General features: G+C 70.1%; 19 protein-coding genes and 1 tRNA gene. 9 read left to right on the forward strand and 11 right to left on the reverse strand.

Annotation, left to right across the window (positions count from 1 at the left end; translation table 11 throughout):
* Positions 1 to 22: 22 nt before the first annotated feature.
* The gene (locus tag ACIRR9_RS09955) at positions 23 to 853 is read left to right on the forward strand and encodes an NAD(P)H-binding protein (protein WP_403749443.1); all 831 of its coding nucleotides are present in this window, start codon (positions 23 to 25) and stop codon (positions 851 to 853) included.
* A gap of 3 nt (positions 854 to 856) precedes the next feature.
* Here ACIRR9_RS09955 and ACIRR9_RS09960 read toward each other — a convergent pair whose 3' ends face one another.
* A complete protein-coding gene (locus tag ACIRR9_RS09960) occupies positions 857 to 1,402 on the reverse strand; it encodes a GNAT family N-acetyltransferase (RefSeq protein WP_403749446.1) in 546 nt (181 codons plus the stop codon).
* A 231-nt stretch (positions 1,403 to 1,633) separates the two neighbouring features.
* On the opposite strand from ACIRR9_RS09960, the gene ACIRR9_RS09965 reads away from it, so the two are divergent.
* The gene (locus ACIRR9_RS09965; RefSeq protein ID WP_403749448.1) at positions 1,634 to 2,992 is read left to right on the forward strand and encodes a pyridoxal phosphate-dependent decarboxylase family protein; all 1,359 of its coding nucleotides are present in this window, start codon (positions 1,634 to 1,636) and stop codon (positions 2,990 to 2,992) included.
* Positions 2,989 to 4,401 (forward strand): lysine N(6)-hydroxylase/L-ornithine N(5)-oxygenase family protein, encoded by a 1,413-nt coding sequence (locus ACIRR9_RS09970; protein WP_403749450.1) that lies wholly within the window; start codon positions 2,989 to 2,991, stop codon positions 4,399 to 4,401. Before ACIRR9_RS09965 ends, ACIRR9_RS09970 begins: the two co-directional genes overlap by 4 nt.
* 41 nt (positions 4,402 to 4,442) lie before the next feature.
* Here the strand turns inward: ACIRR9_RS09970 and ACIRR9_RS09975 are convergent, their stop codons facing one another.
* Positions 4,443 to 6,239, reverse strand: a complete 1,797-nt coding sequence (locus tag ACIRR9_RS09975; protein WP_403749453.1) for a bifunctional metallophosphatase/5'-nucleotidase — start codon at positions 6,237 to 6,239, stop codon at positions 4,443 to 4,445.
* 254 nt (positions 6,240 to 6,493) lie between these two features.
* Here ACIRR9_RS09975 and pyk point away from each other — a divergent pair, with 254 nt between their 5' ends.
* Positions 6,494 to 7,930: a pyruvate kinase gene (pyk, locus tag ACIRR9_RS09980; RefSeq protein WP_403749455.1), complete on the forward strand. Its 1,437-nt coding sequence runs from the start codon at positions 6,494 to 6,496 to the stop codon at positions 7,928 to 7,930.
* Between the two features lie 78 nt (positions 7,931 to 8,008).
* Here the strand turns inward: pyk and ACIRR9_RS09985 are convergent.
* A tRNA-Leu gene (locus tag ACIRR9_RS09985) sits at positions 8,009 to 8,083 on the reverse strand.
* Positions 8,084 to 8,183: 100 nt separating this feature from the next.
* Here ACIRR9_RS09985 and ACIRR9_RS09990 point away from each other — a divergent pair.
* Positions 8,184 to 8,840, forward strand: a complete 657-nt coding sequence (locus ACIRR9_RS09990) for a response regulator (protein ID WP_365335935.1) — start codon at positions 8,184 to 8,186, stop codon at positions 8,838 to 8,840.
* A gap of 139 nt (positions 8,841 to 8,979) precedes the next feature.
* On the opposite strand, the gene ACIRR9_RS09995 is transcribed toward ACIRR9_RS09990, so the two are convergent.
* From ACIRR9_RS09995 to ACIRR9_RS10025, 7 genes are all read right to left on the reverse strand, one after another.
* Positions 8,980 to 9,696, reverse strand: coding sequence for an ABC transporter ATP-binding protein (locus ACIRR9_RS09995; protein WP_123977971.1), 717 nt, complete (start codon positions 9,694 to 9,696; stop codon positions 8,980 to 8,982).
* The gene (locus tag ACIRR9_RS10000; RefSeq protein ID WP_403749459.1) at positions 9,693 to 10,643 is read right to left on the reverse strand and encodes an ABC transporter ATP-binding protein; all 951 of its coding nucleotides are present in this window, start codon (positions 10,641 to 10,643) and stop codon (positions 9,693 to 9,695) included. Before ACIRR9_RS10000 ends, ACIRR9_RS09995 begins: the two co-directional genes overlap by 4 nt.
* 6 nt (positions 10,644 to 10,649) lie before the next feature.
* Positions 10,650 to 12,431 carry a branched-chain amino acid ABC transporter permease gene (locus ACIRR9_RS10005; protein WP_403749462.1) on the reverse strand — a complete coding sequence of 594 codons (1,782 nt, stop codon included), beginning with the start codon at positions 12,429 to 12,431 and terminating at the stop codon, positions 10,650 to 10,652.
* A gap of 5 nt (positions 12,432 to 12,436) precedes the next feature.
* Positions 12,437 to 13,375 carry a branched-chain amino acid ABC transporter permease gene (locus ACIRR9_RS10010; RefSeq protein ID WP_403749463.1) on the reverse strand — a complete coding sequence of 313 codons (939 nt, stop codon included), beginning with the start codon at positions 13,373 to 13,375 and terminating at the stop codon, positions 12,437 to 12,439.
* Between the two features lie 109 nt (positions 13,376 to 13,484).
* Complete coding sequence (locus ACIRR9_RS10015) at positions 13,485 to 14,693, reverse strand: branched-chain amino acid ABC transporter substrate-binding protein (RefSeq protein WP_403749718.1); 1,209 nt, start codon at positions 14,691 to 14,693, stop codon at positions 13,485 to 13,487.
* A gap of 565 nt (positions 14,694 to 15,258) precedes the next feature.
* Positions 15,259 to 15,750: a hotdog fold thioesterase gene (locus ACIRR9_RS10020; protein WP_403254081.1), complete on the reverse strand. Its 492-nt coding sequence runs from the start codon at positions 15,748 to 15,750 to the stop codon at positions 15,259 to 15,261.
* Positions 15,751 to 15,837: 87 nt separating this feature from the next.
* On the reverse strand, positions 15,838 to 18,132 hold the full coding sequence (locus tag ACIRR9_RS10025) for an FdhF/YdeP family oxidoreductase (RefSeq protein ID WP_403749466.1): 2,295 nt from the start codon (positions 18,130 to 18,132) through the stop codon (positions 15,838 to 15,840).
* 443 nt (positions 18,133 to 18,575) lie between these two features.
* On the opposite strand from ACIRR9_RS10025, the gene polA reads away from it, so the two are divergent.
* Both polA and ACIRR9_RS10035 read left to right on the forward strand, forming a co-directional pair.
* Positions 18,576 to 21,305 (forward strand): DNA polymerase I, encoded by a 2,730-nt coding sequence (polA, locus tag ACIRR9_RS10030; protein ID WP_403749469.1) that lies wholly within the window; start codon positions 18,576 to 18,578, stop codon positions 21,303 to 21,305.
* 373 nt (positions 21,306 to 21,678) lie between these two features.
* Positions 21,679 to 22,059, forward strand: coding sequence for a hypothetical protein (locus ACIRR9_RS10035; RefSeq protein ID WP_403749471.1), 381 nt, complete (start codon positions 21,679 to 21,681; stop codon positions 22,057 to 22,059).
* Here the strand turns inward: ACIRR9_RS10035 and ACIRR9_RS10040 are convergent.
* Positions 21,995 to 22,834 (reverse strand): DUF4184 family protein, encoded by an 840-nt coding sequence (locus tag ACIRR9_RS10040; RefSeq protein WP_403749472.1) that lies wholly within the window; start codon positions 22,832 to 22,834, stop codon positions 21,995 to 21,997. The two genes, ACIRR9_RS10035 and ACIRR9_RS10040, sit on opposite strands and share 65 nt — an antisense overlap.
* A 311-nt stretch (positions 22,835 to 23,145) precedes the next feature.
* On the opposite strand from ACIRR9_RS10040, the gene ACIRR9_RS10045 reads away from it, so the two are divergent.
* Both ACIRR9_RS10045 and ACIRR9_RS10050 read left to right on the forward strand, forming a co-directional pair.
* Positions 23,146 to 24,927, forward strand: a complete 1,782-nt coding sequence (locus tag ACIRR9_RS10045) for a lytic transglycosylase domain-containing protein (protein WP_403749474.1) — start codon at positions 23,146 to 23,148, stop codon at positions 24,925 to 24,927.
* Between the two features lie 147 nt (positions 24,928 to 25,074).
* Positions 25,075 to 25,209 (forward strand): SPW_0924 family protein, encoded by a 135-nt coding sequence (locus tag ACIRR9_RS10050; RefSeq protein WP_365335926.1) that lies wholly within the window; start codon positions 25,075 to 25,077, stop codon positions 25,207 to 25,209.
* The last annotated feature ends 1 nt before the right edge of the window (position 25,210 follow it).

Below are 25,210 nucleotides of genomic sequence, written 5' to 3' on the forward strand. Positions count from 1 at the left end.
CACTGAACCGAGGGAGAGATCCGTGATCGTAGTCACCGGTGCCACCGGCAACGTCGGCCGTGCCCTCGTCGGGCGGCTCGTCGCCGGCGGGCACGCCGTACGGGCGCTCACCCGCGACCCGGAACGGGCCGGACTGCCCGACAAGGCCGAGGTGGTGAAGTACCGGCCGGACGACCAGGCAGGCCTCTTCGAGGGGGCGACCGGACTCTTCCTGTACGTCCAGGGCGCCGGCGGCCGGATGCCCGAACTGCTGGACGCGGCCCGCACGGCCGGGGTGCGGCACGTCGTGCTGCTCTCCTCCGGGATCATCAACGAGGGCGCCGACGAGACCCACCCGATCCACGTCATGCACGCCACCGCCGAGCGGCAGATCCGCGACAGCGGTCTCGCCTGGACGTTTCTGCGCCCCAACGCGTTCGCCACCAACGCCCTCCAGTGGGCACCCCAGATCCGCGCCGGGAACACCGTTCGCGGTGTCTTCGCCGGGATGCTCACGGCACCCATCCACGAGGACGACATCGCCGCCGTGGCGGAACGCGCGCTCCTCGACGACGGCCACCAGGGCGCGGCCCACCGCCTCACCGGTCCCGCCGCCACCACCAACACCGACCAGATCGCCGCGATCGGCCGGGCCGTCGGCCGGGACCTGACCTTCGTCGAGGTGGAGCCGGAGGAGGCGGCACCGCTGTTCCCGGGGACCCCGCCGGAGTTCCTCCAGGGCCTCCTGAAGACCTTCGCGGCCACCGTGGGCGTGCCCCCGGAGATCACCACCACCGTCGAGGACGTCACCGGCAGCCCGGCCCGCACCTTCGGGCAGTGGGCCGACGACCACGCGGCCGACTTCCGACCCTGACCCTCAGGGGGCGGGCCGCAGCTCGGCCCTGCGCACCCCGCCCTCCCGAGGCCCCGCCCGCCGGTTGCCCACCTCGGCCGCCCGGGGTGCCTCCGCCCCCAGCGTGAAGCCCAGGCGCTCCAGGAAACACTCCCCGGAGCGCCACCCCGGCGGCACGCTCGCCGTCACCAGCGACACCCCCTCGGCGTGCGCGAGCAGCGACTCGGCCAGCGCCCGCCCCAGGCCCCGCCCCCGCGCCCAGGGCGCCAGCAGGAACAGCCCCACCGCGACCGCGCCGGGCACCGGATGGTTCCGTACGGCGTCCACCAGGCCCGAGACGACCCCGTCCCGCTCCAGCACCAGCAGCACCTTGTCGTCCGGGTCGGCGCCCTCGGGCAGCCCGTAGAACAGGCTCTGCACATCACCGGGCCCCGACGGCAGCCCCGTCGCCGCCACGAACCAGTCCTCGCATGCCTCGAACAGGTCCAGCAGCGGCACCTCGTCCGAGGGCAGCGGCTCCCGCACCATCACCCGCTCACCGGGCACGTCGATCATCCATGCGTCAACCACGCGATCGACGTTAACCCCGGTCAGTCCAGGTCACAACGGCCCTTCGCGGCTTGGCCCGACCGCTTGTAGCACATCGCGCGGGCGCAGCGCCCCAACATGTTTTCCCCGCACGGCAGTACCCACTTTCGGGTTCCGATCGTTGGGCTTTATGGGCGCGCAGACCCAATCCCGTACAAGCTGGAACTCCCGTCGCGGACAACCCCCTTCGGCCAGTGCCCCCGAGGAGAGCCCATGAGCATGCCGCCCCTCGCATCCGGACCCCAGGGCCCCGACGCCCTGAGGCCTCTGCTGGACACCGTGCTCGACGCGCTGCGCGAGGGCGGCCGGGGGCGCGGCGGGCCGCTGCCCGCGGGCGGGCCGGAGGCGGTCGTGGAGCGGATCGCGGACGCCGTGGGGGACGTACTCCCGGACGACGGCGACCCGGATGCCCTGCGCACTCTGGTGACCGCCCTCGCCGAAGGCGCCGCCGACCCGGCCGACCCGCTGTGCGCGGCGCATCTGCACTGCCCGCCGCTGGCCGTCGCCACCGCCGCCGACCTCGCCGCGAGCGCCCTCAACCCCTCCCTGGACTCCTGGGACCAGGCCCCGGCCGCCTCCGCCCTGGAGGCCCTGGTCACCCGTACCCTCGCCCACACCATCGGCCTCTCCGACGCCGTGGTCACCACCGGCGGCACCGAGTCCAACCAGCTCGCCCTGCTGCTCGCCCGCGAGGCCTCCGGCGGCGGTGTCCAGCTGGTCTGCGGGGCCAACGCCCACCACTCACTGCCGCGTGCCGCCTGGCTGCTCGGCCTGCCCGACCCCGTCGTCGTCCCCGCTCCGAACGGCATCCTCGACCCGTCGGCCCTGCACGACGCCCTCACCCGGCTGCCCCGGCCCCTGCTGGTCGCCGCCACCGCGGGCACCACCGACGCCGGGCTCATCGACCCGCTCCCCGAGATCGCCGGACTGTGCGCGGCCCACGGCGCCCGGCTGCACATCGACGCCGCCTACGGGGGCGGCCTCGCCTTCAGCGACCGGCACCGGGACAAGCTCGCCGGCCTGGAGCGCGCCCACACCGTCACCCTCGACCTGCACAAACTCGGCTGGCAGCCGGTCGCCGCCGGCCTCCTCGCCGTCGCCCGCCCGACCGAACTGGGCGTACTCCACCACCGCGCGGACTACCTCAACGCCGACGACGACACCGAGGCCGGCTACCCCGACCTGCTCGGCCGCTCGCTGCGCACCACCCGGCGCCCCGACGTCCTCAAGATCGCGGTCACCCTCAAGACCCTGGGACGCAGCGGACTCGGCGCTCTGGTCGACCAGGTGTGCCTGAAGGCAAGGGAGTTCGCGGCGCTCGTCCGCGAGCACCCCGGCTTCGAGCTCCACGACCGGCCGAACATCAGCACGGTGCTGTTCCGCCCGAGCGGAGCCACCGACGACGACGTCGCCGAGGTACGGCGCAGGCTGCTGCACGACGGCCGGGCCGTCCTCGGCCGGGCCCGGATCGACGGCCGGCTCTGGCTCAAGGCCACCCTCCTCAACCCCCACATCCGGCCGGACGAGCTGGCCCTCCTCCTCAAACTCGTGGAAGGAACCACCCCCAGATGACCAACCCCCCACGCCACGAGTCCGAAGCACCCCGCGACCTCGTCGGCATCGGTGTCGGACCGTCCAACCTCTCCCTCGCCGCCCTCGCCCACCCGCTCGCCGAACTCGACGCCGTCTTCTACGAACAGCGCCCGGGTTTCGACTGGCACCCCGGGCTGCTGATCGACGGCGCCACCATCCAGGTGCCGTTCCTCGCCGACCTGGTGACCCTCGCCGACCCCGCCAACCCGTGGTCGTTCCTCAACTACCTCAAGGCCCGCGACCGGCTCTTCCCGTTCTACTTCGCCGAGCGCTTCCACATCCGGCGCGCCGAGTACGACGCCTACTGCCGCTGGGTCGCCGAGAACCTCCCCGGACTGCGCTTCTCCCACCAGGTCGACGCCGTCCGCTGGAACTCCGAACGCGACCTGTTCGAGGTCGACTTCACCCAGCTCGACGCCGAGGGGGAGGCCGAGTCCCTCGGACGTACGTATACGAAGAACGTCGTGCTCGGGGTCGGGACCGTCCCCCATGTGCCCGATCCGCTCAGACCGCTGGTGGAGCAGCCGGGCGTGCCCGTCGTGCATGCCGCCGACTACCTCGACCACCGCGAGGCCTTCCTGGCCGCCGAGCACGTCACCGTGGTCGGCTCCGGGCAGTCCGGCGCCGAGGTCTTCCTCGACCTGCTCCGCCACCGGCCCGCGGGCCGCGAGAAGCTGCACTGGATCGGCCGCAGCGAGGCGTTCGCGCCCATGGAGTACAGCAAGCTCGGCCTGGAGCACTTCACCCCCGACTACACCCGCTACTTCCACGCCCTCGGCGAGCCCGTCCGGGACCGGCTCGTCGACTCCCAGTGGCAGCTGCACAAGGGCATCGACGCCGACACCATCGCCGCCATCCACGACGAGCTGTACCGCCGTACCCTGCACGGGGGCTGGCCCGACGCCGTCCTCACCCCGGGCGTCCAGGTCCGAACGGCCGGACGGATCGCCACCACCAAGGTCGAACTCCACCTCGAACACGTCCAGCAGGGCAGCCGCTCCCGGCTCACCACCGACGCCGTCGTCCTGGCCACCGGCTACCGCGAGCGACCCCTCGGCAGGCTGCTCGCCGGACTCGACCCCTATCTGCGCCGCGACAACAGCGAACGCCCGCGCGTGGACGAGCGGTTCCGGCTCGTCCTCGACCCGTCGGTGACCGGATCGGCCTACGTCCAGAACGCCGAACTCCACAGCCATGGCGTCGGCGCCCCCGACCTGGGCCTCGCCGCCTGGCGCAGCGCCACCATCCTCAACTCCGTGACCGGGAAGGACCCGTACCCGCTGCCCGCCCGCACGGCCTTCACCAGCTTCGGCCTGGAACAGCACGGGGAGCGGGTCCCGACGCAACACCGGCAGCAGCCGTTGCAGCTCACGCCGTTGGCCGACTGAGGGAAGGGCGCCGGCTCCGGGGCCGGCGCCCTTCGGGCGACTCAGAAGACCGGCGTGCCGTTCCGCGTCAGCTTCCAGTCCACCGACGCGAAGTCCTTCGGGTCCAGCACGCCCTTCGCGGTCACCCACTCCGCGATCCGGGTGCGGATCTCCGTCGACTCCGACCACAGCTCCTTGGCCGAGGCGACGTACGGGAACGCGCCGCCGCCGTTGGCACGGTAGTTGTTGACCGCGAGCACGAACTGCTGCGTGTCGTCCAGGGCGGCACCGTCGTAGGTCAGGTTCCTGATCCGCGACCCGGCCGCCTGGGCGATGTCGATCTCGTACCTCAGGCCCGAGACGTAGTCGTAGTTGTAGTCCGGGCGGTTGTTGGCGTTGGTCAGCTTCTCCACGTCGACAGCCGCGTCCGCCGCCGTCTGCACGAAGTACTCCGCCGAGTACTCCAGGTACGCGCGGATCTGCGCGCCCGTCATCAGCTTCGCGACCAGCGTGTTGTCGTACACGTACAGGCTCGACAGGTCCCGGATGGTCACGTTGCCGGCCGGGATCTCCGACGTCCGCGAGAACGGCGAGGCCTGCGCGATCACCGGCAGCGCGGCGTACTCGGTGCCCGTCAGGGCCGCCTTGACCACGTCCTCCTGGACCTTGGTGATCAGGTCGATGATCGGGGCGTCCGTGTAGCGGGCGTCGACCGTGGTGAGGGTCGCGGTGGCGGTGCCGACGACCTGGTTGACGTACTCGACGACCTTCGCGTGCTCGTCCTTAAGCAGGCGGGTGATCTTCGGGTCGTCGGCGACCGTGTTGGAGTTCAGCAGCGAGGCCGCGACCGACTCGACCTCCCACCTGCCCTTGCTGAAGACCAGCTCGATGTCGAAGAGGGAGAGGCGCTCGGCGTAGCACAGCGGCTCGGAGAGCACGACGGTCCTGCCGGTGGCCTCGTTGGTGACCTTCAGCTCCGGGATCTCCACGTGCGCGTGGCCGACCAGGATCGCGTCGATGCCCGGCACCTGCCTGGCGACATTGGCGGCCGCGTTCTCGACGTAGGGCACCTGGTCGCCGTAGGAGGAGGTGCCGGACGAACCGGAGTGGGCCGAGACCACGACCACGTCGGCGCCCAGCGCCTTCAGCTTCGGCACCCACTTCGCGGCCTGCTCCTCAAGACCGGGGAAGGCGAGCTTGCCCTGGACGTAGGCCTTGTCCCAGATGGCGATGCCCGGGTTGGTGAGGCCGAGGACGGCGACCTTGACCGGCGGGGCGCCCGGGACGTGGAACTGCTTGACGAAGTAGGGCGGGAAGGCGGGCTTGAGGGTCTTGGCGTCGACCGCGTTGGCGCCGAGCAGCGGGAAGTGCAGCTGGTCCTCGAACTTGCGCAGGGTCTCGATGCCGTAGTTGAACTCGTGGTTGCCGAGCGCCGCAGCGTCGTACCCGATCGCGTTCATGGCCTGCGCCATCGGGTGCACCGGGCCGCCCTTGGCGGTGATCGGGTCGACCTTGGCGTAGTAGTACGTCAGCGGGGTGCCCTGGATGGTGTCACCGGCGTCCAGGAGCAGTGTGTTGCAGCGGCCCTTCTCCTTGCGTACCTGCTCGACCAGGGTGGAGATGCGGGCCAGGCCCATCGCGTTGCCGGCCTTGTCGGAGTACTCCGCGTCCTTGAAGTAGTCCCAGTTGAAGACGTGCCCGTGCAGGTCGGTGGTGCCCATGACGGTGAGGGAGTACCGCTTGGCAGGCTTCGGCGGGCGCGGCGCGGCCTGTGCCGGAGTCGCCGCCGCACCGGCGACCGCCACTCCCGCCCCGGTGGCGGCGGACTTCTTCAGGAACTTCCGGCGGTTCAAGGGCATCTCTGGTTCTCCTCGGGAAACGGTCAACGACGCGCGTAGATTCTGACCTGGGCATGACCGACATCAAAAGGTCCTGGAGGTTGCGATCTGGTGACCTGATCGGTGAATCGACGGCCGCCTTCAACAAGTGCGAGATGCTCATAGGAGCGGGGCGCCGCACAATTCAACACTTGTCAATAGGCCTTCACGCAAAGGTTGTTGGGTCGTCATGTAGGGCCAATTCTCTACCGGCCGGTAAGGCCTAGGCTCGAACCATGCGCCGAGCAAAGATCGTTTGTACTCTGGGGCCCGCCACCGACTCGTACGACCAGATCAAGGCATTGGTCGAGGCCGGAATGGACGTCGCCCGATTCAACCTCAGCCACGGCGGCTACGCCGAGCACGAGGAGCGCTACCGCCGGGTGCGCAAGGCCTCCGACGAGACCGGTCGCAGCGTCGGGATGCTCGCCGACCTTCAAGGCCCGAAGATTCGGCTCGGCCGTTTCACCGAGGGGCCCGTACTCCTCGAACGCGGTGACACGTTCGTCATCACGGTGGAGGAGGGCGCCGAGGGCGACCGCGGCCAGTGCGGGACGACGTACGCAGGCCTGGCCGGCGACGTCACCCCCGGTGAGCGCGTCCTCGTCGACGACGGCAAGGTCTGCCTGGAGGTCACCCACGTCGACGGCCCCCGGGTGCACACCACGGTCATCGAGGGCGGCATGGTCTCCGACCACAAGGGCCTCAACCTCCCCGGTGTCGCCGTCTCCGTGCCCGCGCTCTCCAAGAAGGACGAGGAGGACCTGCGCTGGGCGCTGCGCACCGGCTTCGACGTCATCGCCCTCTCCTTCGTGCGCAGCGGCCGGGACATCCTGGACGTCCACCGCATCATGGACGAGGAGGGCCGCCGTCTCCCGGTGATCGCCAAGGTCGAGAAGCCGCAGGCCGTCGAGAACATCGACGACATCGTGGCCGCCTTCGACGGCATCATGGTCGCGCGCGGCGACCTGGGCGTGGAGATGCCGCTGGAGCAGGTGCCGATCGTCCAGAAGCGCGCCGTCAAGCTCGCCAAGCGCAACGCCAAGCCGGTCATCGTCGCCACCCAGATGCTCGACTCGATGATCGACAACTCCCGCCCCACCCGTGCCGAGGCCTCCGACGTCGCCAACGCGGTCATCGACGGCACGGACGCGGTGATGCTCTCGGGCGAGACCAGCGTCGGCAAGTACCCGATCGAGACCGTGCGCACCATGGCGAAGATCGTCGAGGCGGCGGAGGAGGACATCCTCGCCAAGGGCCTGCCGGAGCTGACCGAGAGCAACAAGCCCCGCACCCAGGGCGGCGCGGTCGCCCGGGCCGCCGCCGAGATGGGCGACTTCCTGGGCGCGAAGTTCCTGGTCGCGTTCACCCAGTCGGGAGACACGGTCCGCCGGCTCTCCCGCTACCGTTCGCCGATCCCGCTGCTCGCCTTCACCCCGGAACCGGCCACCCGCTCCCAGCTCAACCTCACCTGGGGCGTCGAGACCTTCCTCGGCCCGCACGTGGACTCGACGGACAAGATGGTCGACCAGGTCGACGAACTGCTGCTGAAGTACGGGCGCTGCGAGAAGGGCGACATCGTGGTCATCACGGCGGGCTCCCCGCCCGGAGTCTCCGGCTCGACCAACATGGTCCGGGTGCATCACATCGGCGAGGACGACAGCCCCAAGTGACGCCGATGGGCCCCTCCGTCAAACGGAGGGGCCCATCATTTACACGAATTTATTGCGACCTTGGAATCGCAGGAAAAGTGCCCCGGGTCGGACTCGAACCGACACTGTACGGGTTTTGAATCCGTTGCCTGCTGCCAATTGGGCTACCGGGGCTCGAAGAATCAAAGGTTATCCCCGACCCTCCGCGCGTCCACCATACCGTAGCTAGGTAGGCTCTTGTCAGCAGTACCCCTGCCCTGAACGAGGAGCCCCCGTGACCGCCGCCGAGTCGCCCCAGCCAGTCGACGCACCCGACGACGACAAGTCGCACGTGCCTCCGCTGACGACCCGTGTCGTCATCGCCGAGGACGAGGCCCTGATCCGGCTCGACCTGAAAGAGATGCTGGAAGAGGAGGGGTACACCGTCGTCGGCGAGGCCGGTGACGGCGAGCAGGCCGTGGAACTCGCCCGCGAGCACCGCCCCGACCTGGTCATTCTCGACGTCAAGATGCCCAAGCTGGACGGCATCTCGGCGGCCGAGAAGATCGCCGAGGAGTCCATCGCCCCGGTCCTGATGCTGACCGCGTTCTCGCAGCGCGACCTGGTCGAGCGGGCGCGTGACGCCGGCGCGATGGCGTACCTCGTCAAGCCGTTCAGCAAGAGCGATGTCGTCCCCGCGATCGAGATGGCCGTCTCCCGGTTCAGCGAGCTGAAGCAGCTGGAGGCGGAGGTCGCCGACCTCAGCCAGCGCCTGGAGACCCGCAAGCTGGTCGACCGCGCGAAGTCCATCCTCCAGACCGAGTACGGCCTGACCGAGCCGGCCGCGTTCCGCTGGATCCAGAAGACGTCGATGGACCGCCGCATGTCGATGCAGCAGGTCGCGGAGGCGGTCATCGCGGACAGCGAGGAGAAGAAGTCCAACAAGGGCTGACGCGATCGTCGTACGAACGCCAAGGCCCGCGCTCCGGAGAAGGGAGCGCGGGCCTTTGTGATGCCGGGCGGCGGAGCGCCCCGTAGGGGCGCGGGGAACTGCGCGACCAGCCACAACCGGCCCGCAGTGATCCCACGACCTAGTCCTCGCCCAAATAGGCCTTTCGCACCGACTCGTCGTGCAGCAGATCCTGCCCACTGCCCGACAGCACGATGTTGCCGACCTCCATGACATGCCCCTGGTCGGCCAGCGACAGCGCCGCCTGCGCGTTCTGCTCGACCAGCAGGATCGTCGTGCCCGTCGACTTCAGCTCGGAGATCGTCGCCATGATCTTCTGCATCATGATCGGCGACAGCCCCATGGACGGCTCGTCCAGCATCAGCAGCTTCGGCTGGGACATCAGCGCCCTGCCCATCGCCAGCATCTGCTGCTCACCGCCCGAGAGGGTGCCCGCGGCCTGCTTGCGCCGCTCCCCGAGGATCGGGAAGAGGTCGTAGGCCCGCTGGATGTCCCGCTCGATGCCGGCCTTGTCCTTGCGGAGGAACGCACCGAGCTGGAGGTTCTCCGCGATGGTCAGGCGGGGGAAGATGTGCCGGCCCTCGGGGGAGTGGGCCAGCCCGAGCGCGACGATCTTGTGCGCCGGGACCCCGCTGAGCGGCTTGCCGTCGAAGACGACCTTCCCCGAGGCGGGCTTGAGCAGGCCCGACAGGGTGCGCAGGGTCGTCGTCTTGCCGGCGCCGTTGGTGCCGATGAGAGTGACGACCTGGCCGGCCTCGACACTGAACGAGATGCCCTTGACGGCCTCGATCTTGCCGTAGGCGACCCTGAGGTCCTCGACCTCCAGCAGTGCGGTCACTGGGTCTCTCCCTTGGTGGTGCTGTCCGCCTCGGTGCTCTCCGTGCCGGCGTCCTCCGCGTCGGCGTCGGCGTCCTCCGCGTCGGCGGGCGGAGCCGCGTCGGCGGTCCGGTCCTCGGCGACAGCCTCCGCGGCGGCCTCCGCGGCCTCGACCTCGGCGGCCTCCGCCGTCCCGGGGTCGCCCTCGAACGGCTCGCCCAGGTAGGCGGCGACGACACGCTCGTCGGCCTGGACGACGTCGGAGGTGCCCTCGACGAGCTTCTCGCCCTGGACGAGGACGGCGACCCGGTCGCAGAGGTTGAAGATGAACCGCATGTCGTGCTCGATGACGAGGACGGCGATGCCCCTGTCCCGGATGGCGAAGACCAGTTCCTCGGTGGCCCGGGTCTCCTGCGGGTTCATGCCCGCGGTCGGCTCGTCGAGCAGCAGCAGGCCCGGCTCGCTCGCCAGTGCCCGGGCGATCTCCAGCTTGCGCTGCTCGCCGTAGGGCAGGTTGCGCGCGAGGTGGTCGCGCTTGCCCGCCAGGCCGATGAACTCCAGGAGCTCCATGGCCTTCGCCTCGGACTCCTTCTCGGCCTTGCGGAAGCCGGGACCGCGCAGCAGCGCGGACCACAGACCCTCCTTGGTCCGCGTGTGGCGGCCCACGAGGACGTTCTCCAGGACGGTCATATTGGCGAAGAGCCGGATGTTCTGGAACGTGCGCGCGATGCCCGCCTGGGTCACCAGGTGCGGCTTGGGCGGCAGCACCTTGCCCTGGTAGGAGACCGTGCCCTCGGTGGGGATGTACAGACCGGTGAGGCAGTTGAAGAAGGTGGTCTTGCCGGCGCCGTTCGGGCCGATCAGGCCGACGATCTCGCCGCTGTTGACCGTGAAGTCCACGGAACGGACAGCGGTCAGGCCGCCGAAGCGCATCGTGACGTCACGGGCTTCGAGTACAGGTGTCGTCATGGTTCCTTACGCCCCTGCCTTGGTGACGGCCGGATCGTCGCTCAGCGTCGCCTGCGCCGGTACGTCGAGCTGGCCGGTCTCGTGGAACTCCAGCTGGCGGCGGCGGTTGGCGATGATGCCCTCCGGCCGGAACCGCATCAGCAGGATCAGCGCGATACCGAACGCGAACAGCTCGTAGTTCTGCAGGAACTGGAGCTTCTCCGGGACCAGGTAGAGCACGCTCGCGCCGAGCAGCGGGCCGCTGACGGTGCCCATGCCGCCGAGGACGACGGCGGCCAGCAGGAAGGCCGAGTTGGGCGGGGCGGCGCCGGCGAACTGGTACGGCTGCGGGTTCACGCTGTAGTTGACGTGGGCCATCACGGTGCCGGCGAGGCCCGCGAGGGAGGCGCCGAGGGCGAAGGCGACCAGCTTGACGCGGAAGCCGTTGATGCCCATGGCGGTCGCGGCGGTCTCGTCCTCGCGGATGGCGATCCACGAGCGGCCGATACGGGAGTCGGCGGCGCGGGTGAAGACGAGCACGACGATCGCCGTGACGATGAGCATCAGGAACAGGTAGTTGGCGAACCGGCCCAGGGTGTGTCCGAGGATGTTGTGCGACTCGCCCAGGTTGAACCCGAAGATGTCCAGGTCCGGGATCTGGGTGATGCCGTTCGGGCCACGGGTGATGTTCGGACCCGAGGTGCCGTCGAGGTTGTTGACGGTGATGCGGAAGATCTCACCGAAGCCGAGGGTGACGATGGCCAGGTAGTCGCCGCGCAGCCGCAGGGTCGGCGCGCCGATCAGCACACCGAAGACCAGCGAGGCGGCCATGCCGGTCAGGGCGGCGGCCCAGAACGGGAAGTGCACACCGGAGAACCGGGAGTACTCCGAGCCGGAGACCAGGGCGGCCGCGTAGGCGCCGACGCCGAGGAAGGCGACGTAACCGAGGTCGAGCAGACCGGTGAGGCCGACGACGATGTTCAGGCCGAGGGCGACGGTGGCGAAGATCAGGATGTTCACGCCGACGTTGGCGTTGTGGTCGTCGCTCTGGGTGAAGGGGAAGATCACGGCGGCGACGAAGGCGAGCGCCGAGGCGAACCCCTTGTGGTGGGCCGCGGTGGTCGCGAAGCGGTCGACGAGGCCGGTGTGCATGAGGCCCCAGGCGGCGAAGACGAGCAGCAGCAGGTAGCCGATGAAGGTCTCGCTCGCGTCGTTGTCAATGCCGATGCCGTAGGTGAAGGCCAGCAGGGCGAGCGCGACGCCGACCGTGATGACGATGCGCTCGATGAGCGGCGACGCCTTGCCGGGAGCGGGCAGTTGGGGCTTGGTCAGGTAGCCGCGGATGCCGGTGCCCGGCGCCGGGTGGGGCAGGGCGAGGGCGCCGACGACGGGCAGCGCGGAGGCCGCCATCGCCACGTAGGCGCCGGGGTCGAGGTTGACCAGGCCGCCGAGGTCGACGGCGATGGCGATGCCGGTGAACCAGCAGACGGCGAACGCCGACAGGGCCGTCAGGAAGACCGGGGAGGTGGCGTTCGCCGGGTTCAGCCAGCGCAGCCACTTGATGTCCCACAGGGTGAGCCCGAACAGCAGGGTGAGGGCGCCGCCCACGAGGGCGAGGATCTGCAGGCCGGCCGGGTAGCCGTAGACGGTCAGGTCGCCGGGGAAGTCGGACGTCCAGGTCCAGCTGAGGAAGGTGCTGGCGATGGTGCCAAGGGCGCCCACGACGATGAGCAGCCGGGCGAGGGACCGGGGCAGCGGGACCGGCCCGCGCTCCGTCGCCGCCGGGGAGTTGGTGATGGTGTCGGTCATGCTGCTCACGCCCTGTCCGCGACGCGTTCGCCGAGCAGACCCTGTGGTCTGAAGAGAAGTACGAGGATCAGCAGGACGAAGGCCCACACGGAGGACCAGCCGCCACCGCCGAGCTGCTGCATGCCGGGGACGTTGGCGATGTAGGCGGTCGCCATGGCCTCGGCGATACCGAGGACGAGGCCGCCGAGCATGGCGCCGTAGATGTTGCCGATGCCGCCGAGGACGGCCGCGGTGAACGCCTTCAGACCGGCGATGAAGCCCATGTCGTAGGAGACGGAGCCGTACTTGAGGCCGTACGAGACACCGGCCACCGCCGCGAAGAAGCCGCCGATCGCGAAGGCGATGACGATGATGCGGTTGGTGTCGATGCCCATCAGCTGCGCGGTGTCCGGGTCCTGGGCGGTGGCCTGCATGGCGCGGCCGGTGCGGGAGAGCCGGACGAACAGGGCGAGGATCGCCATGCACAGCGGCGCGGCGATGATCAGGAAGATGTCACCGCTCTGCACGGTCACGGAGCCGATGTGCAGCGGCCCGAACGGCAGTTGCGGGAAGACCCGGGCGGTCTTGGCGTCGCCGTCGACGTGGTACCAGTTGAAGACCGCCTGCTGGAGCGCGAGCGACAGGCCGATCGCGGTGATCAGCGGGGCGAGGCGTGGTGCGCCGCGCAAGGGGCGGTAGGCGAAGCGTTCGGCGCCGACGGCGATGAGGACGGAGGCCAGGGCGCCGCCGATGAGCATCGCCGGCAGGGCTACCCACATGGATATGCCGTCCGGCAGGAGAAGGTAGACCGTGAGGGCGCCGAAGCCTCCGGTCATGAAGATCTCGCCGTGGGCGAAGTTGATGAGCTGGACGATGCCGTACACCATCGTGTAGCCGATGGCGATCAGACCGTACATCGAGCCGAGGAACAGCCCGTTGGCCAGCTGCTGCGGCAGGGTGTTCACCGCATGGCCTCCATGTGGTGGGGAGAGTCAGGGGGGCGGTAGAGGGCGGGCCGCGCGGTGACGGTGGTCTGTGCCGCGCGGCCCTGGTGAAGCGATGTGCTTGGGTTGGTTACTTCGGGTTGGCCACGCCGCTCTGGACGGACTTCCAGGCACCGCTGACGACCTTGTAGACGGTCAGCTGCTTGTTCGTGGTGTCGCCGTACTGGTCGAACGCGATCTTGCCGGAGATGCCGTCGAAGGAGGTGCTCTGGACGGCGCTGACGATCTGGGAGCGGGCGTCGGTGGGGATCTTGCCGTCCTTCACGACGGTGCCGACGGCCTTGATGATCGCGGTGGTGGCGTCGTAGGAGTACGAGCCGTAGGTGCCGTAGTCACCGGGGTACTTCTTGGCCTTGTAGGTGGCCACGAAGTCCTTGGCGGCGGGGAGGGTGTCGACCGGGACACCGATCGACGTCACCAGGTCGCCCTCGGACGCCGTGCCGGCGGTCTTGATGTAGGTCGGGGTGAACATGCCGTCGCCGCCGAACAGCGGGATCTTGGCGCCCGCGTCCTTGAGCTGCTTGGTCAGCACCTGGGACTCGTCGTACTGGCCGCCGTAGTACAGGATGTCTGCGCCCGAGGCCTTGATCTTCGTGACCAGGGTCGAGAAGTCACGGTCACCGGTGTTGACGTGGTCGCTGCCGATGACCTTGCCGCCCTGCTTGACGAACTGCTCCGAGAAGATCTTCGACAGACCCGCACCGTAGGTCTGCTTGTCGTCGACGACGAAGGCCTTCTTCTTCTTGGCGACGTTGAAGGCGTAGTCCGCCGCGTAGGCGCCCTGGAGGGCGTCGGTGGTCGCGGTGCGGAAGTACGTCTTGAACGGACGGGACGGGCTGGTCTGCCAGTTCTTGCCCATCGTCAGCTCGGGGTTGGTGTTGGACGGCGAGATCTCCACCAGGTTGGCGGTGGCGAAGACCTGCTGCATCTGCGTGGCCACACCGGAGTTGAGCGGGCCGACGACGCCGAGCACGGTCTTGTCCGAGACGAGCTGGGTGGCGTTCTGCTGGCCGGTGGCCGGAACCGCCTTGTCGTCCAGCGCCTTGATCTTGAAGGTGACGCCCGGGACCGTCTTGTTCTTGTTCGCGTCGTCGACGGCGATCTGGGCGCCGTACTGGATGCCGAGCCCTGTGGCCGAGTTCGCGCCGGTCAGCGGGGCGTCGACGCCGATCGTGACCGTCACGTTGCCGCTGTCGCCGCTCTTGCTGCCGTTGTCGCGGGAGCCGCAGGCGGTGAGGGTCAGGGCTCCGGTGGTCAGAACGGAGGTAAGAATCACCAGAGAACGCTGTCGCACAATCGATCCTTTCCGTGGGCAGTGCGCCCCCTTGTAGGGAACGACGAGTGCCGCGCCGGTACCGAACTCCCCATGGAGCGGTGACTGGCCGTGACTCTAAGCGCGGGTGAGGAACGTGGAGGAGTGCTTGACCAAGGCTGTGACGCTCTTGTTATGACACGAGGTAATGCAGAGCGGTACAACGTGGGTGGGAAAGAAGGAATTAAGCCCGATTCGCCCAGTCCGGATTCTGAGAACCTGCAGGACTCACCCTGTATCGGTTCAGGTGTCTCAACGGTTTTGGGCATGACGCGTGCCGTTGCTGTGGGCGACTTTCGGGGCGCGATGAGAGCCGCTTGCACCGAGGGAACCGAGTGGAGCGGCGAATCTGTATTGCGCGCGTATTACGTAGAGTTACGCATAGGAAAGAAAGTCAAGCCTTCGGAACTTCTTCGCATTTCCATGCGGGGCGCAGGGGGAAGAGGTGAGAAGAGGTGAGAGTTCCGGCCGACGCGACGCCGGCGTCCGGGGGTGACGGCCGGGCGGGGTCCGAGGGCCCCGCCGGGGTGCGTCAGGTGTTGCTGCCCTGGACGTGGATCTCGTCGCCGTTGCGAACGTCCCGCAGCAGGCAGGTCAGTCGGGCCGTGCAGACCCGGCGGCCCTCCTCGTCGCTGATCACGATTTCGTACGTCGCCGTCGAGCGCCCCCGGTGCACCGGCGTGGCCACGCCGGTGACCAGGCCGGAGCGGACTCCGCGGTGATGCGTGCAGTTCAGGTCGACGCCGACCGCGATCTTCGAGCTGCCGCCGTGCAGCATCGAGCCGACCGAACCCAGGGTCTCCGCCAGCACCGCGCTGGCGCCGCCGTGCAGCAGCCCGTACGGCTGGGTGTTGCCCTCCACCGGCATGGTGCCGACCACCCGGTCCACGGAGGCCTCCAGGATCTGTACGCCCATCCGCGCGCCGAGGTGGCCCGCCGAGAACAGGGCGGGCAGGTCGACCCCGAGCGCGGCGTACTCCTCGATGACCTCCTGCGGGAACTTCACGCGCTGCTGCTCGCCCATGGACCGGCTCCGTTCGTCGTACAACCGTCTTCCACTGAGCAAACGCTCAGTCGGTAGCCGATTCTTCCAGACGGGCCGGGCGGATGGTCAGACGGCGGGTGCCGGGTGCTGTGCGCCGCTCTCCAGACGGATCACCACGGACTTGCTGGCGGGGGTGTTGCTGGTGTCCGCGGTGGCGTCCAGCGGCACCAGCACATTGGTCTCCGGGTAGTACGCGGCCGCACAGCCCCGGGCCGTCGGGTAGTGCACGACCCGGAAGCCCGGCGCCCGGCGCTCCACACCGTCCTTCCACTCGCTCACCAGGTCCACGTACGCCCCGTCGGCCACGCCCAGCGCCCGCGCGTCCTCCGGGTTCACCAGGACCACCCGGCGGCCGTTCCTGATGCCCCGGTAGCGGTCGTCCAGCCCGTAGATCGTGGTGTTGTACTGGTCGTGCGAGCGCAGCGTCTGCAACAGCAGCCGGCCCTCGGGCAGTTCGGGGTACTCGACCGGCGCCGCCGTGAAGTTCGCCTTGCCGGTGGCCGTCGGGAAGCGGCGCTCGTCGCGCGGGGCGTGCGGGAGTGTGAAGCCGCCCGGGTGCGCCACGCGTGCGTTGAAGTCCTCGAAGCCGGGGATCACCCGCGCGACACGGTCGCGGATCGTCGCGTAGTCCTTCTCGAACTCCTCCCACGGCGTGCGGCTGTTCGTACCGAGCACCCGGCGCGCGAGCCGGCACACGATCGCCGGCTCCGACAGCAACTGCGGGCTCGCGGGCTCCAGTCGGCCGCGCGAGGCATGCACCATGCCCATGGAGTCCTCGACGGTGACGAACTGCTCGCCGCCGTCCTGGAGATCGCGCTCGGTCCGGCCGAGCGTCGGCAGGATCAGCGCCCGCGCGCCCGTGACGACATGTGAGCGGTTGAGCTTCGTAGACACGTGCACGGTCAGCCGCGCGCGCCGCATCGCCGCCTCGGTGACCTCGGTGTCGGGGGTGGCGGAGACGAAGTTGCCGCCCATCGCGAAGAAGACCTTCGCCTCGCCGTCGCGCAGCGCCCGGATCGCCCGGACGACGTCGAAGCCGTGCGCGCGCGGGGGCGCGAAGCCGAACTCCCTCTCCAGGGCGTCGAGGAAGGCCGGTGCCGGGCGTTCGAAGATGCCCATCGTGCGGTCGCCCTGCACGTTCGAGTGGCCGCGGACCGGGCAGACGCCCGCGCCCGCGCGGCCGATGTTGCCGCGCAGCAGAAGGAAGTTGACGACCTCCCGGATCGTCGGGACCGAGTGCTTGTGCTGGGTGAGGCCCATGGCCCAGCAGACGATGGTGCGCTGGGAGGCGAGCACCATGCGCAGGGCCTCCTCGATCCGGTCGCGGGTGAGGCCGGTCGCGGCCAGCGTCTCGTCCCAGTCGGCGGCGCGGGCGGCCTTCGCGAACTCTTCGTACCCGTGGGTGTGTTCGCGCACGAACTCCTCGTCGACCGCGCCGTCCGTCTCCAGGACCAGCTTGTTCAGGAGCCGGAACAGGGCCTGGTCGCCGCCGATGCGGATCTGCAGGAACAGGTCCGTGAGCGCGGCGCCCCTGAGCATGCCCTGGGGGGTCTGCGGGTTCTTGAACCGCCCCAGACCGGCCTCGGGGAGCGGGTTGACGCTGATGATCTTCGCGCCGTTGGCCTTGGCCTTCTCCAGGGCGGAGAGCATCCGGGGGTGGTTCGTGCCCGGGTTCTGCCCGGCGACGATGATCAGGTCGGCCTTGTAGAGGTCCTCCAGGTGGACGCTGCCCTTGCCGATGCCGATCGTCTCGTTCAGCGCCGAGCCGGACGACTCGTGGCACATGTTGGAGCAGTCCGGCAGGTTGTTGGTGCCGAGCTCGCGCGCGAACAGCTGGTACAGGAACGCGGCCTCGTTGCTGGTCCGCCCCGAGGTGTAGAAGACGGCCTCGTCGGGGGAGCCGAGGGCGGTGATCTCCTCGCCGATGATGTCGAAGGCGCGCTCCCAGCTGACCGGCTCGTAGTGCTCGGCGCCCTCGGACAGATACATGGGGGTGGTGAGCCGCCCCTGCTGGCCGAGCCAGTAGCCGCTGCGGTGGTGCAGGTCGGCGACGGAGTGCGAGGCGAAGAACTCAGGTGTGACCCGGCGCAGGGTGGCCTCCTCGGCCACGGCCTTGGCGCCGTTCTCGCAGAACTCGGCGGTGTGCCGGTGTTCCGGCTCCGGCCAGGCGCAGCCGGGGCAGTCGAAGCCGTCCTTCTGGTTGACCCGCAGCAGCGTCAGCGCGGTGCGCTTCACTCCCATCTGCTGCTGGGCGATGCGCAGGGTGTGCCCGATGGCCGGCAGCCCGGCGGCCGCGTGTTTCGGCTCCGCGACCCGCGGCGCGTCCTGAACCGGGTCCCCGCTGGGCGGCTTTGTGGCCATCGCTCGTTCTCCCTCTACGCCGGCACCACTGCCCTGTGCATCGATCCTCGCACGCGTCACCGACGACGACCGAGGAAGGCGGACGGGGGAGAACGGCACGAGTGCCTGCGGCGGCCGCGGCCCTCTGTCCCCTTCGTCCGCCCCCCCACCTCTACCCAACTACCCGGCCCGCCTTGCCGTTCCTGTCTCCGTCGGCTGCTCTGCGTGCCGTGTCCCGTCGGATCCCGTGGATCGTGCTGCCGCTCATCTCACTTACGCGCCTCTCATGACCCTCTGCCGTAAATGTGTTTTTCATCTCTTTTATCTCACCTCGCTTGTCGTGCCTGCCTTGTCGGCTCCGTCGCCTTCGTGATGCCTTGCCGACGGTGTCCGACCGGCCGGGACCCGAACCGTCGGCCCTCGCGGAGCGCGGCGTGTCAGTGCGGCGTGGCAGGATCGGAGGCGTGGCAGAGACAGCATCGAAGAAGACCGACAAGACCCCCGGCGGGACCCGTCCCCGGCTGATGCTCATGGACGGGCACTCGCTGGCCTACCGCGCGTTCTTCGCGCTGCCCGCGGAGAACTTCACGACCGCGACGGGCCAGCCGACGAACGCGATCTACGGCTTCGCGTCGATGCTGGCCAACACCCTGCGTGACGAGGCGCCCACACACTTCGCGGTGGCGTTCGACGTCTCCCGCAAGACCTGGCGCTCCGAGGAGTTCACCGAGTACAAGGCGAACCGCTCCAAGACCCCGGACGAGTTCAAGGGCCAGGTCGAGCTGATCGGCGAGCTGCTCGACGCGATGCACGCGCAGCGCTTCGCCGTCGAGGGCTTCGAGGCCGACGACATCATCGCCACCCTCGCCACCCAGGCCGAGGCGGAGGGCTTCGACGTCCTGATCGTCACCGGCGACCGGGACTCCTTCCAGCTGGTCACCGAGCGCACCACGGTCCTCTACCCGACCAAGGGTGTCTCCGAGCTGACCCGGTTCACCCCGGAGAAGGTTCTCGAGAAGTACGGCTTGACGCCCGCCCAGTACCCCGACTTCGCGGCCCTGCGCGGCGACCCGTCCGACAACCTGCCCGGCATCCCGGGCGTCGGCGAGAAGACCGCGGCGAAGTGGATCAACCAGTTCGGTTCCTTCGCCGAGCTGGTGGAGCGCGTCGACGAGGTGAAGGGCAAGGCCGGCCAGAACCTCCGCGACCACCTGGAGTCGGTCAAGCTCAACCGCCGGCTCACCGAGCTGGAGCGCGGCGTGGAGCTGCCGAGGACGGTCACCGACCTGGAGCGCGCGCCGTACGACCGCAAGAACGTCGCGATGATCCTGGACACCCTGGAGATCCGCAACCCGTCGCTGCGCGAGCGTCTCTACGCCGTCGACCCCGGCGCCGAGGAGGCCGAGTCCACGCCGGTCGCCGAGGCGGGTGTGGAGGTCGACGCCACCGTCCTCGGCACCGGTGAGCTGGCCGGCTGGCTCGCCGAGCACGGCACGGAGCAGCCGCTGGGCATCGCCACCGTCGACACCTGGGCGCTCGGCACCGGCTCGGTCGCCGAGGTCGCCCTCGCCACGGCCGACGGCCCGGCCGCCTGGTTCGACCCGGCCGAGCTCGACGAGGCCGACGAGAACGCGTGGGCGGCCTGGCTCACCGACGCCGCGAAGCCGAAGGTCTTCCACAACGCCAAGGGCGCGATGCGGGTCTTCGCCGAGCACGGCTGGACCATCGAGGGCGTCACCATGGACACGGCCCTCGCCGCGTACCTGGTCAAGCCCGGCCGCCGCTCCTTCGACCTGGACGCGCTGTCCCTGGAGTACCTGGGCCGCGAGCTGGCCCCCGCGGCGGCGGCCGACGGGCAGCTGGCCTTCGGCGCGGACGACGGCGCCGAGGCCGAGGCCCTGATGATCCAGGCCCGTGCGATCCTCGACCTCGGCGGGGCCTTCGAGGAGCGGCTCCAGGAGGTCGGCGCGGCGGACCTCCTGCGCGACATGGAGCTGCCGACCTCCGTCCTCCTCGCCCGGATGGAGCGGTACGGCATCGCGGCCGACCGCGCGCACCTTGAGGCGATGGAGCAGATGTTCGCGGGCGCGGTCCAGCAGGCCGTGAAGGAGGCGCACGCGGCTGCCGGACACGAGTTCAACCTGGGCTCGCCCAAGCAGCTCCAGGAGGTACTCTTCGGCGAACTGGCGCTCCCCAAGACGAAGAAGACCAAGACGGGTTACACCACCGACGCCGACGCGCTCGCCTGGCTCGCCGGCCAGACCGAGAACGAACTGCCGGTGATCATGCTCCGGCACCGTGAGCAGGCCAAGCTGCGCGTGACCGTCGAGGGCCTGATCAAGACCGTCGCCGCCGACGGCCGTATCCACACCACGTTCAACCAGACGGTCGCCGCGACCGGCCGTCTCTCCTCCACGGACCCCAACCTCCAGAACATCCCGGTCCGCACCGACGAGGGCCGGGCGATCCGCCGGGGCTTCGTGGTGGGCGAGGGCTTCGAGTCCCTGATGACCGCCGACTACAGCCAGATCGAACTGCGTGTGATGGCCCACCTCTCCGAGGACGAGGGCCTGATCGAAGCGTTCACCTCCGGCGAGGACCTGCACAACACGGTCGCCTCCCAGGTGTTCGACGTCGACCGTTCGTCCGTCGACGCGGAGATGCGCCGCAAGATCAAGGCGATGTCGTACGGCCTCGCGTACGGTCTGTCGGCCTTCGGCCTCTCCCAGCAGCTGAACATCGACGCCGGCGAGGCGCGGGGCCTGATGGACACGTACTTCGAGCGCTTCGGCGGGGTCCGCGACTATCTGCGCCGTGTCGTCGACGAGGCCCGTGCCACCGGGTACACGGCGACCCTCTTCGGCCGCCGCCGCTACCTCCCCGACCTCAACAGCGACAACCGCCAGCGCCGCGAGGCGGCCGAGCGGATGGCCCTCAACGCACCCATCCAGGGCACCGCGGCGGACATCGTCAAGATCGCCATGCTCCGGGTGGACGGCGCGCTGCGCGAGGCGGACCTGAAGTCCCGCATGCTCCTCCAGGTCCACGACGAAATCGTCCTGGAGGTCGCGCCCGGCGAGCGCGCGGAGGTCGAGTCCATCCTCCGCGAGCAGATGTCCGACGCGGTCCGCCTCAGGGCCCCGCTGGACGTCTCGGTGGGCGTGGGCCCGGACTGGGAGTCGGCAGCGCACTAGCCTGCGGCGCCAGCCGGCAGGGGGCGGCGGGTGGCGCGGAGGGCGACAGGGGGGCGGGTGGCGCGGAGGTCGGCAGACGGCGCGTGTGACGAAGTGGTCGGCCAAGGGCGCCGCTCCCCGACCCCGGTGGGGGCGCCCTCCTGCTCGCTCCGGCCACTGGCCGCTGTCCGTCCCTTCTGCCCGCCGCAACGGCGCTCAGCCACCACGCCGGTTCCCGGCGGTGCCGAACCGGCGGGTCACGACCGGTGCGGCACCGCCGGACCACGCCATAGTGGGTGCGCGTCGTCGTGGCGGGAAAGGAGGCCATCGCCCCCATCACTCACCTGGACCCCGCCAGAACGCCCCCGCCCTCGCCACCGGCAAGGATGCCGCCATGGGTATACGTATGGTTCACCGCCGGACGCCCCAGAGCAGGCCTCCGGCCAAGGCCCGTTCCGCCTCGGCCTCCGCTCAGGTCACGGCGTCCCCGTCGGCCCCGGCCCAAGCCGCCGGCGCCAGCTCCGCCCGCATCCCCACCGACCTCGCCGTCACCGTGCGCCGGGCGGTCACCCGTCTGCGGCGCCGGCTCCGTGCCCGCCGCCCCGGCCTGCGCCAGTGGCTCGACCTCGTCCGCAGCTACCTCGCGCTGCTCCTCACCGCGCTCCCCGGCCCCCGCCGCCCCCGCACCATGACCGTGTTCGTGGCGACCCTCACCGAACGGCCGACGGGCTCCGCCGCACGCCGCCGGCCACCGGAACCGGACGCCACACCCTGACCACCACGGCGTACCCCAGCACCCCTAGCAGCAGCCCCGCGCCCGCTCCGAACAGCACCGTGGGCAGCAGCTCCCAGGGCTTGGCCGTAGCCCCCCAATAGGCCCACCACCGGGTCGCCCGCTGCACCGCCGCGACCAGGGCGCAGCCGCCGATCCCGGCAGCGGCCCACCACCGGTCCCGTACCGACAGCAGCGGTACGCCCACCGGCTCCCCGGCCGGTGCCCGCCGTACCGCGCGGACCACGAACACGGCGAGCACGGCCGCACCCACCGCCGAACTGCCGTACTGGAGCAGGGTGTACAACGGCACGCCCGCGACGTTCCGGCCGATCGCGGGGATCAGCCGCGTCCCCCAGCGGTCGTGGTGGGTGAACGCGTCCCAGACGACATGCGTGAGCGCGCCGAGCACGGCGCAGCCGTACCAGCGGGCCGCGACGGAAACGCCGGCACGCGCGCGTGGCGTCCCGCAGCGCAGCACGGTGGCCACGCGTCCCTGCCGGGCGCGTGGGAGGAGGGCCACGAGCGGCTCCCGTATCAGCACCCACAGCCCCACGAGCGCCCAGGAGAAGAGCACGTCGACGGTGAACACACCGGTGAAGGAGTGGGTGAACTCGCCGAACTCCATCGCGTCCGGCACCGCGCTCGCCGCGTAGTAGGTGAGGTCGGGGGAGAAGGACCCCGCCACGAGCACCGCCGGCACCAGGCGTCCGCGCCCGGTCCCGTCGCCGCGCACGGCGGGCAGTACGGCGGCGGCATGGCTGAGAGTGAACGGCACCCGGGGCCCCCTGGAGCAGTCGTCGGCCGGCGTGCCGAACGTGATCGCGTACGGCAAGTATCCGGGACACCACCGTCGTTCAACGGGGGATGGCCAACTGGTGAAAATCGGGCACCGGCGGGTGTCCGTGGAAAGCAAGTTGTCGTAGGGTCGCCTGGGTCGCCGCCCGGGGCGCGTACGGCCGGGTGCACGACCTCACAACTCGAAAGAGGTAACGGGGGCAACCACAGCATCGGGTCAACCGTCACACCAGGGCGAGTGGACAGTCGGAGACGGGCGCTCAGAAGGCGCTCAGGGGAGGGGTTCACCTTATGGCGGCGCAATTCGGCAGGCGGCTGCGCAAGGGAGCGGCGACGACCGCCGCGGCCGCGTTGGCGGTCGCGGCTCTGTCCGCGTCCCAGGCACCGGGCGCGACGACCGGCGACATGGGCAGACAGGCCAACGCCGGCGCCAGCACCGCCGCACCCGACGGAGTCGGCGCGACCGGCGGGGCCACCGGCAACTCGCCGTACTACACGGACCTGCCGCCGCTGAACAGCCCGAACCCCAGCACCAGCCCCACGGCCTCCTCGTCGAGCATCGGCACCGCCGTCTCGCGCGGCAGCGCCGAGGCCGGGATACCGGCCACCGTTCTGGACGCCTACAAGAAGGCCGAGGCGGAGCTGCGCAGCTCCAAGTCCGGCTGCAACCTGCCCTGGCAGCTGCTCGCCGCCATCGGCGAGGTCGAGTCCGGCCAGGCCCGCGGCGGTGACGTCGACGCCGAGGGCAACACCCTGCACCGGATCCTCGGCCCTGAGCTCGACGGCAACGGCTTCGCGCTCATCAAGGACACCGACGGCGGCAAGTACGACGGCAACAGCCAGTACGACCAGGCCGTCGGCCCCATGCAGTTCATCCCCTCGACCTGGGCGTGGGCGGGCCGCGACGGCAACGGCGACGGCGTCAAGGACCCCAACAACGTCTACGACGCGGCACTCGCCGCCGGCCACTACCTGTGCCGCAACGGCTGGGACCTGTCCGTCCAGGCCGACATGAACAGCGCGATCCTCAGCTACAACAACTCGCAGGACTACCTGAACCTGGTCCTGTCCTGGTACGAGTTCTACCGCAAGGGCACCCACTCGATACCGGACGGCACCGGTACCGTGCCCAGCCACCGCAGCAACAGCGGGAAGACCGGGTCGGGATCGAGCGGCTCCGGCGGCTCCAGCGCCTCCCCGTCGCCCAGCGCGCCGGGCAAGAGCACGCCGAGCCCCTCGTTGCCCACGCCGAGCACCCCGAGCACGTCCCCGACGCTGCCGGCCACGCCCACCGAGACCGTGGACCACCTGGAGGACGCGGGCACCGCCACGCTCACGGCGATGGCCGGCGACGCGTTCACCAAGAAGATCAGCACGCGCGCGGAGACCGAGGCCGGACAGGCCGTCGCCAAGGTCCGCGTCCGCTTCACCATCGTCGGGGACACGGACGCGACCTTCGCCGGGGGCGAGACCACCGCCACGGTCGTCACCGACAGCAAGGGCGTCGCCGTCGCACCGGCGCTCCAGGCGGGCGAGAAGACCGGTGACTTCACGGTCCGCACCGGCGTGGTCGGCCGTGCGGTGAAGGGCGTCGACTACAAGGTGAGCGTCACCGCGCGCGCCGCCGACACCCTCGCCCTCGCCAACACCACGGCGCTGACCTGCACGCCGGGCGGCGAGTTCGCCGACCAGGTCCAGGCGAAGGCCACCTACCAGGGTGCCGTCGCCGACAAGGTCGCCGCCACCGCCACGCTCATCAAGTCGGCGGACGACACGAGCACGAACGACAAGGGCCCGTACTTCAAGGACGCGAACGGCAACGCCGTCCGCACCCTCACGGACCTCCAGACGGACGCGAACGGCCTGCTCACGCTGCCCAAGCTGTACGCGGACGACACCACCGGCACGTTCCTGCTCCGCATCACCACCACCGGCGGTGCGACGCTCACCGTCGAGCTGACGGTCGCCGCGGCGGACAGCTCGGCGAGCCCGTCGCCGACCGCCTCCGCGTCCGCCTCCGCCTCCGCCTCCGCGTCCGCATCCCCGAGCCCCTCGGCCTCCGCCACCTCCTGATCCCCGCTCCCACGACGACGAGGGCGCCCTTCCGCCGACGCGGGAGGGCGCCCTCGCGCGTGAGACCTGTTCTCTTCTCACCCTCCCGTTGCTACGGTGCCCGCACCTGACGAGCCGTCAGGTGCCGACAAGGCAAGGAGGCCCCGCATGCGCGCACTGATCGCCGCCGCGACCGGTCTCGCCCTCGCGCTCGCCCTGGTCGTGACGATCAGTGCCCTGGGGTCGCCGAACGGAAAGACGTCCCCCAAGCCGCTGCTCACGACGGTGCCGTCACACCCGTAAC

Source organism: Streptomyces sp. NPDC101234, assembly GCF_044767525.1.
Lineage (GTDB): Bacteria > Actinomycetota > Actinomycetes > Streptomycetales > Streptomycetaceae > Streptomyces > Streptomyces sasae.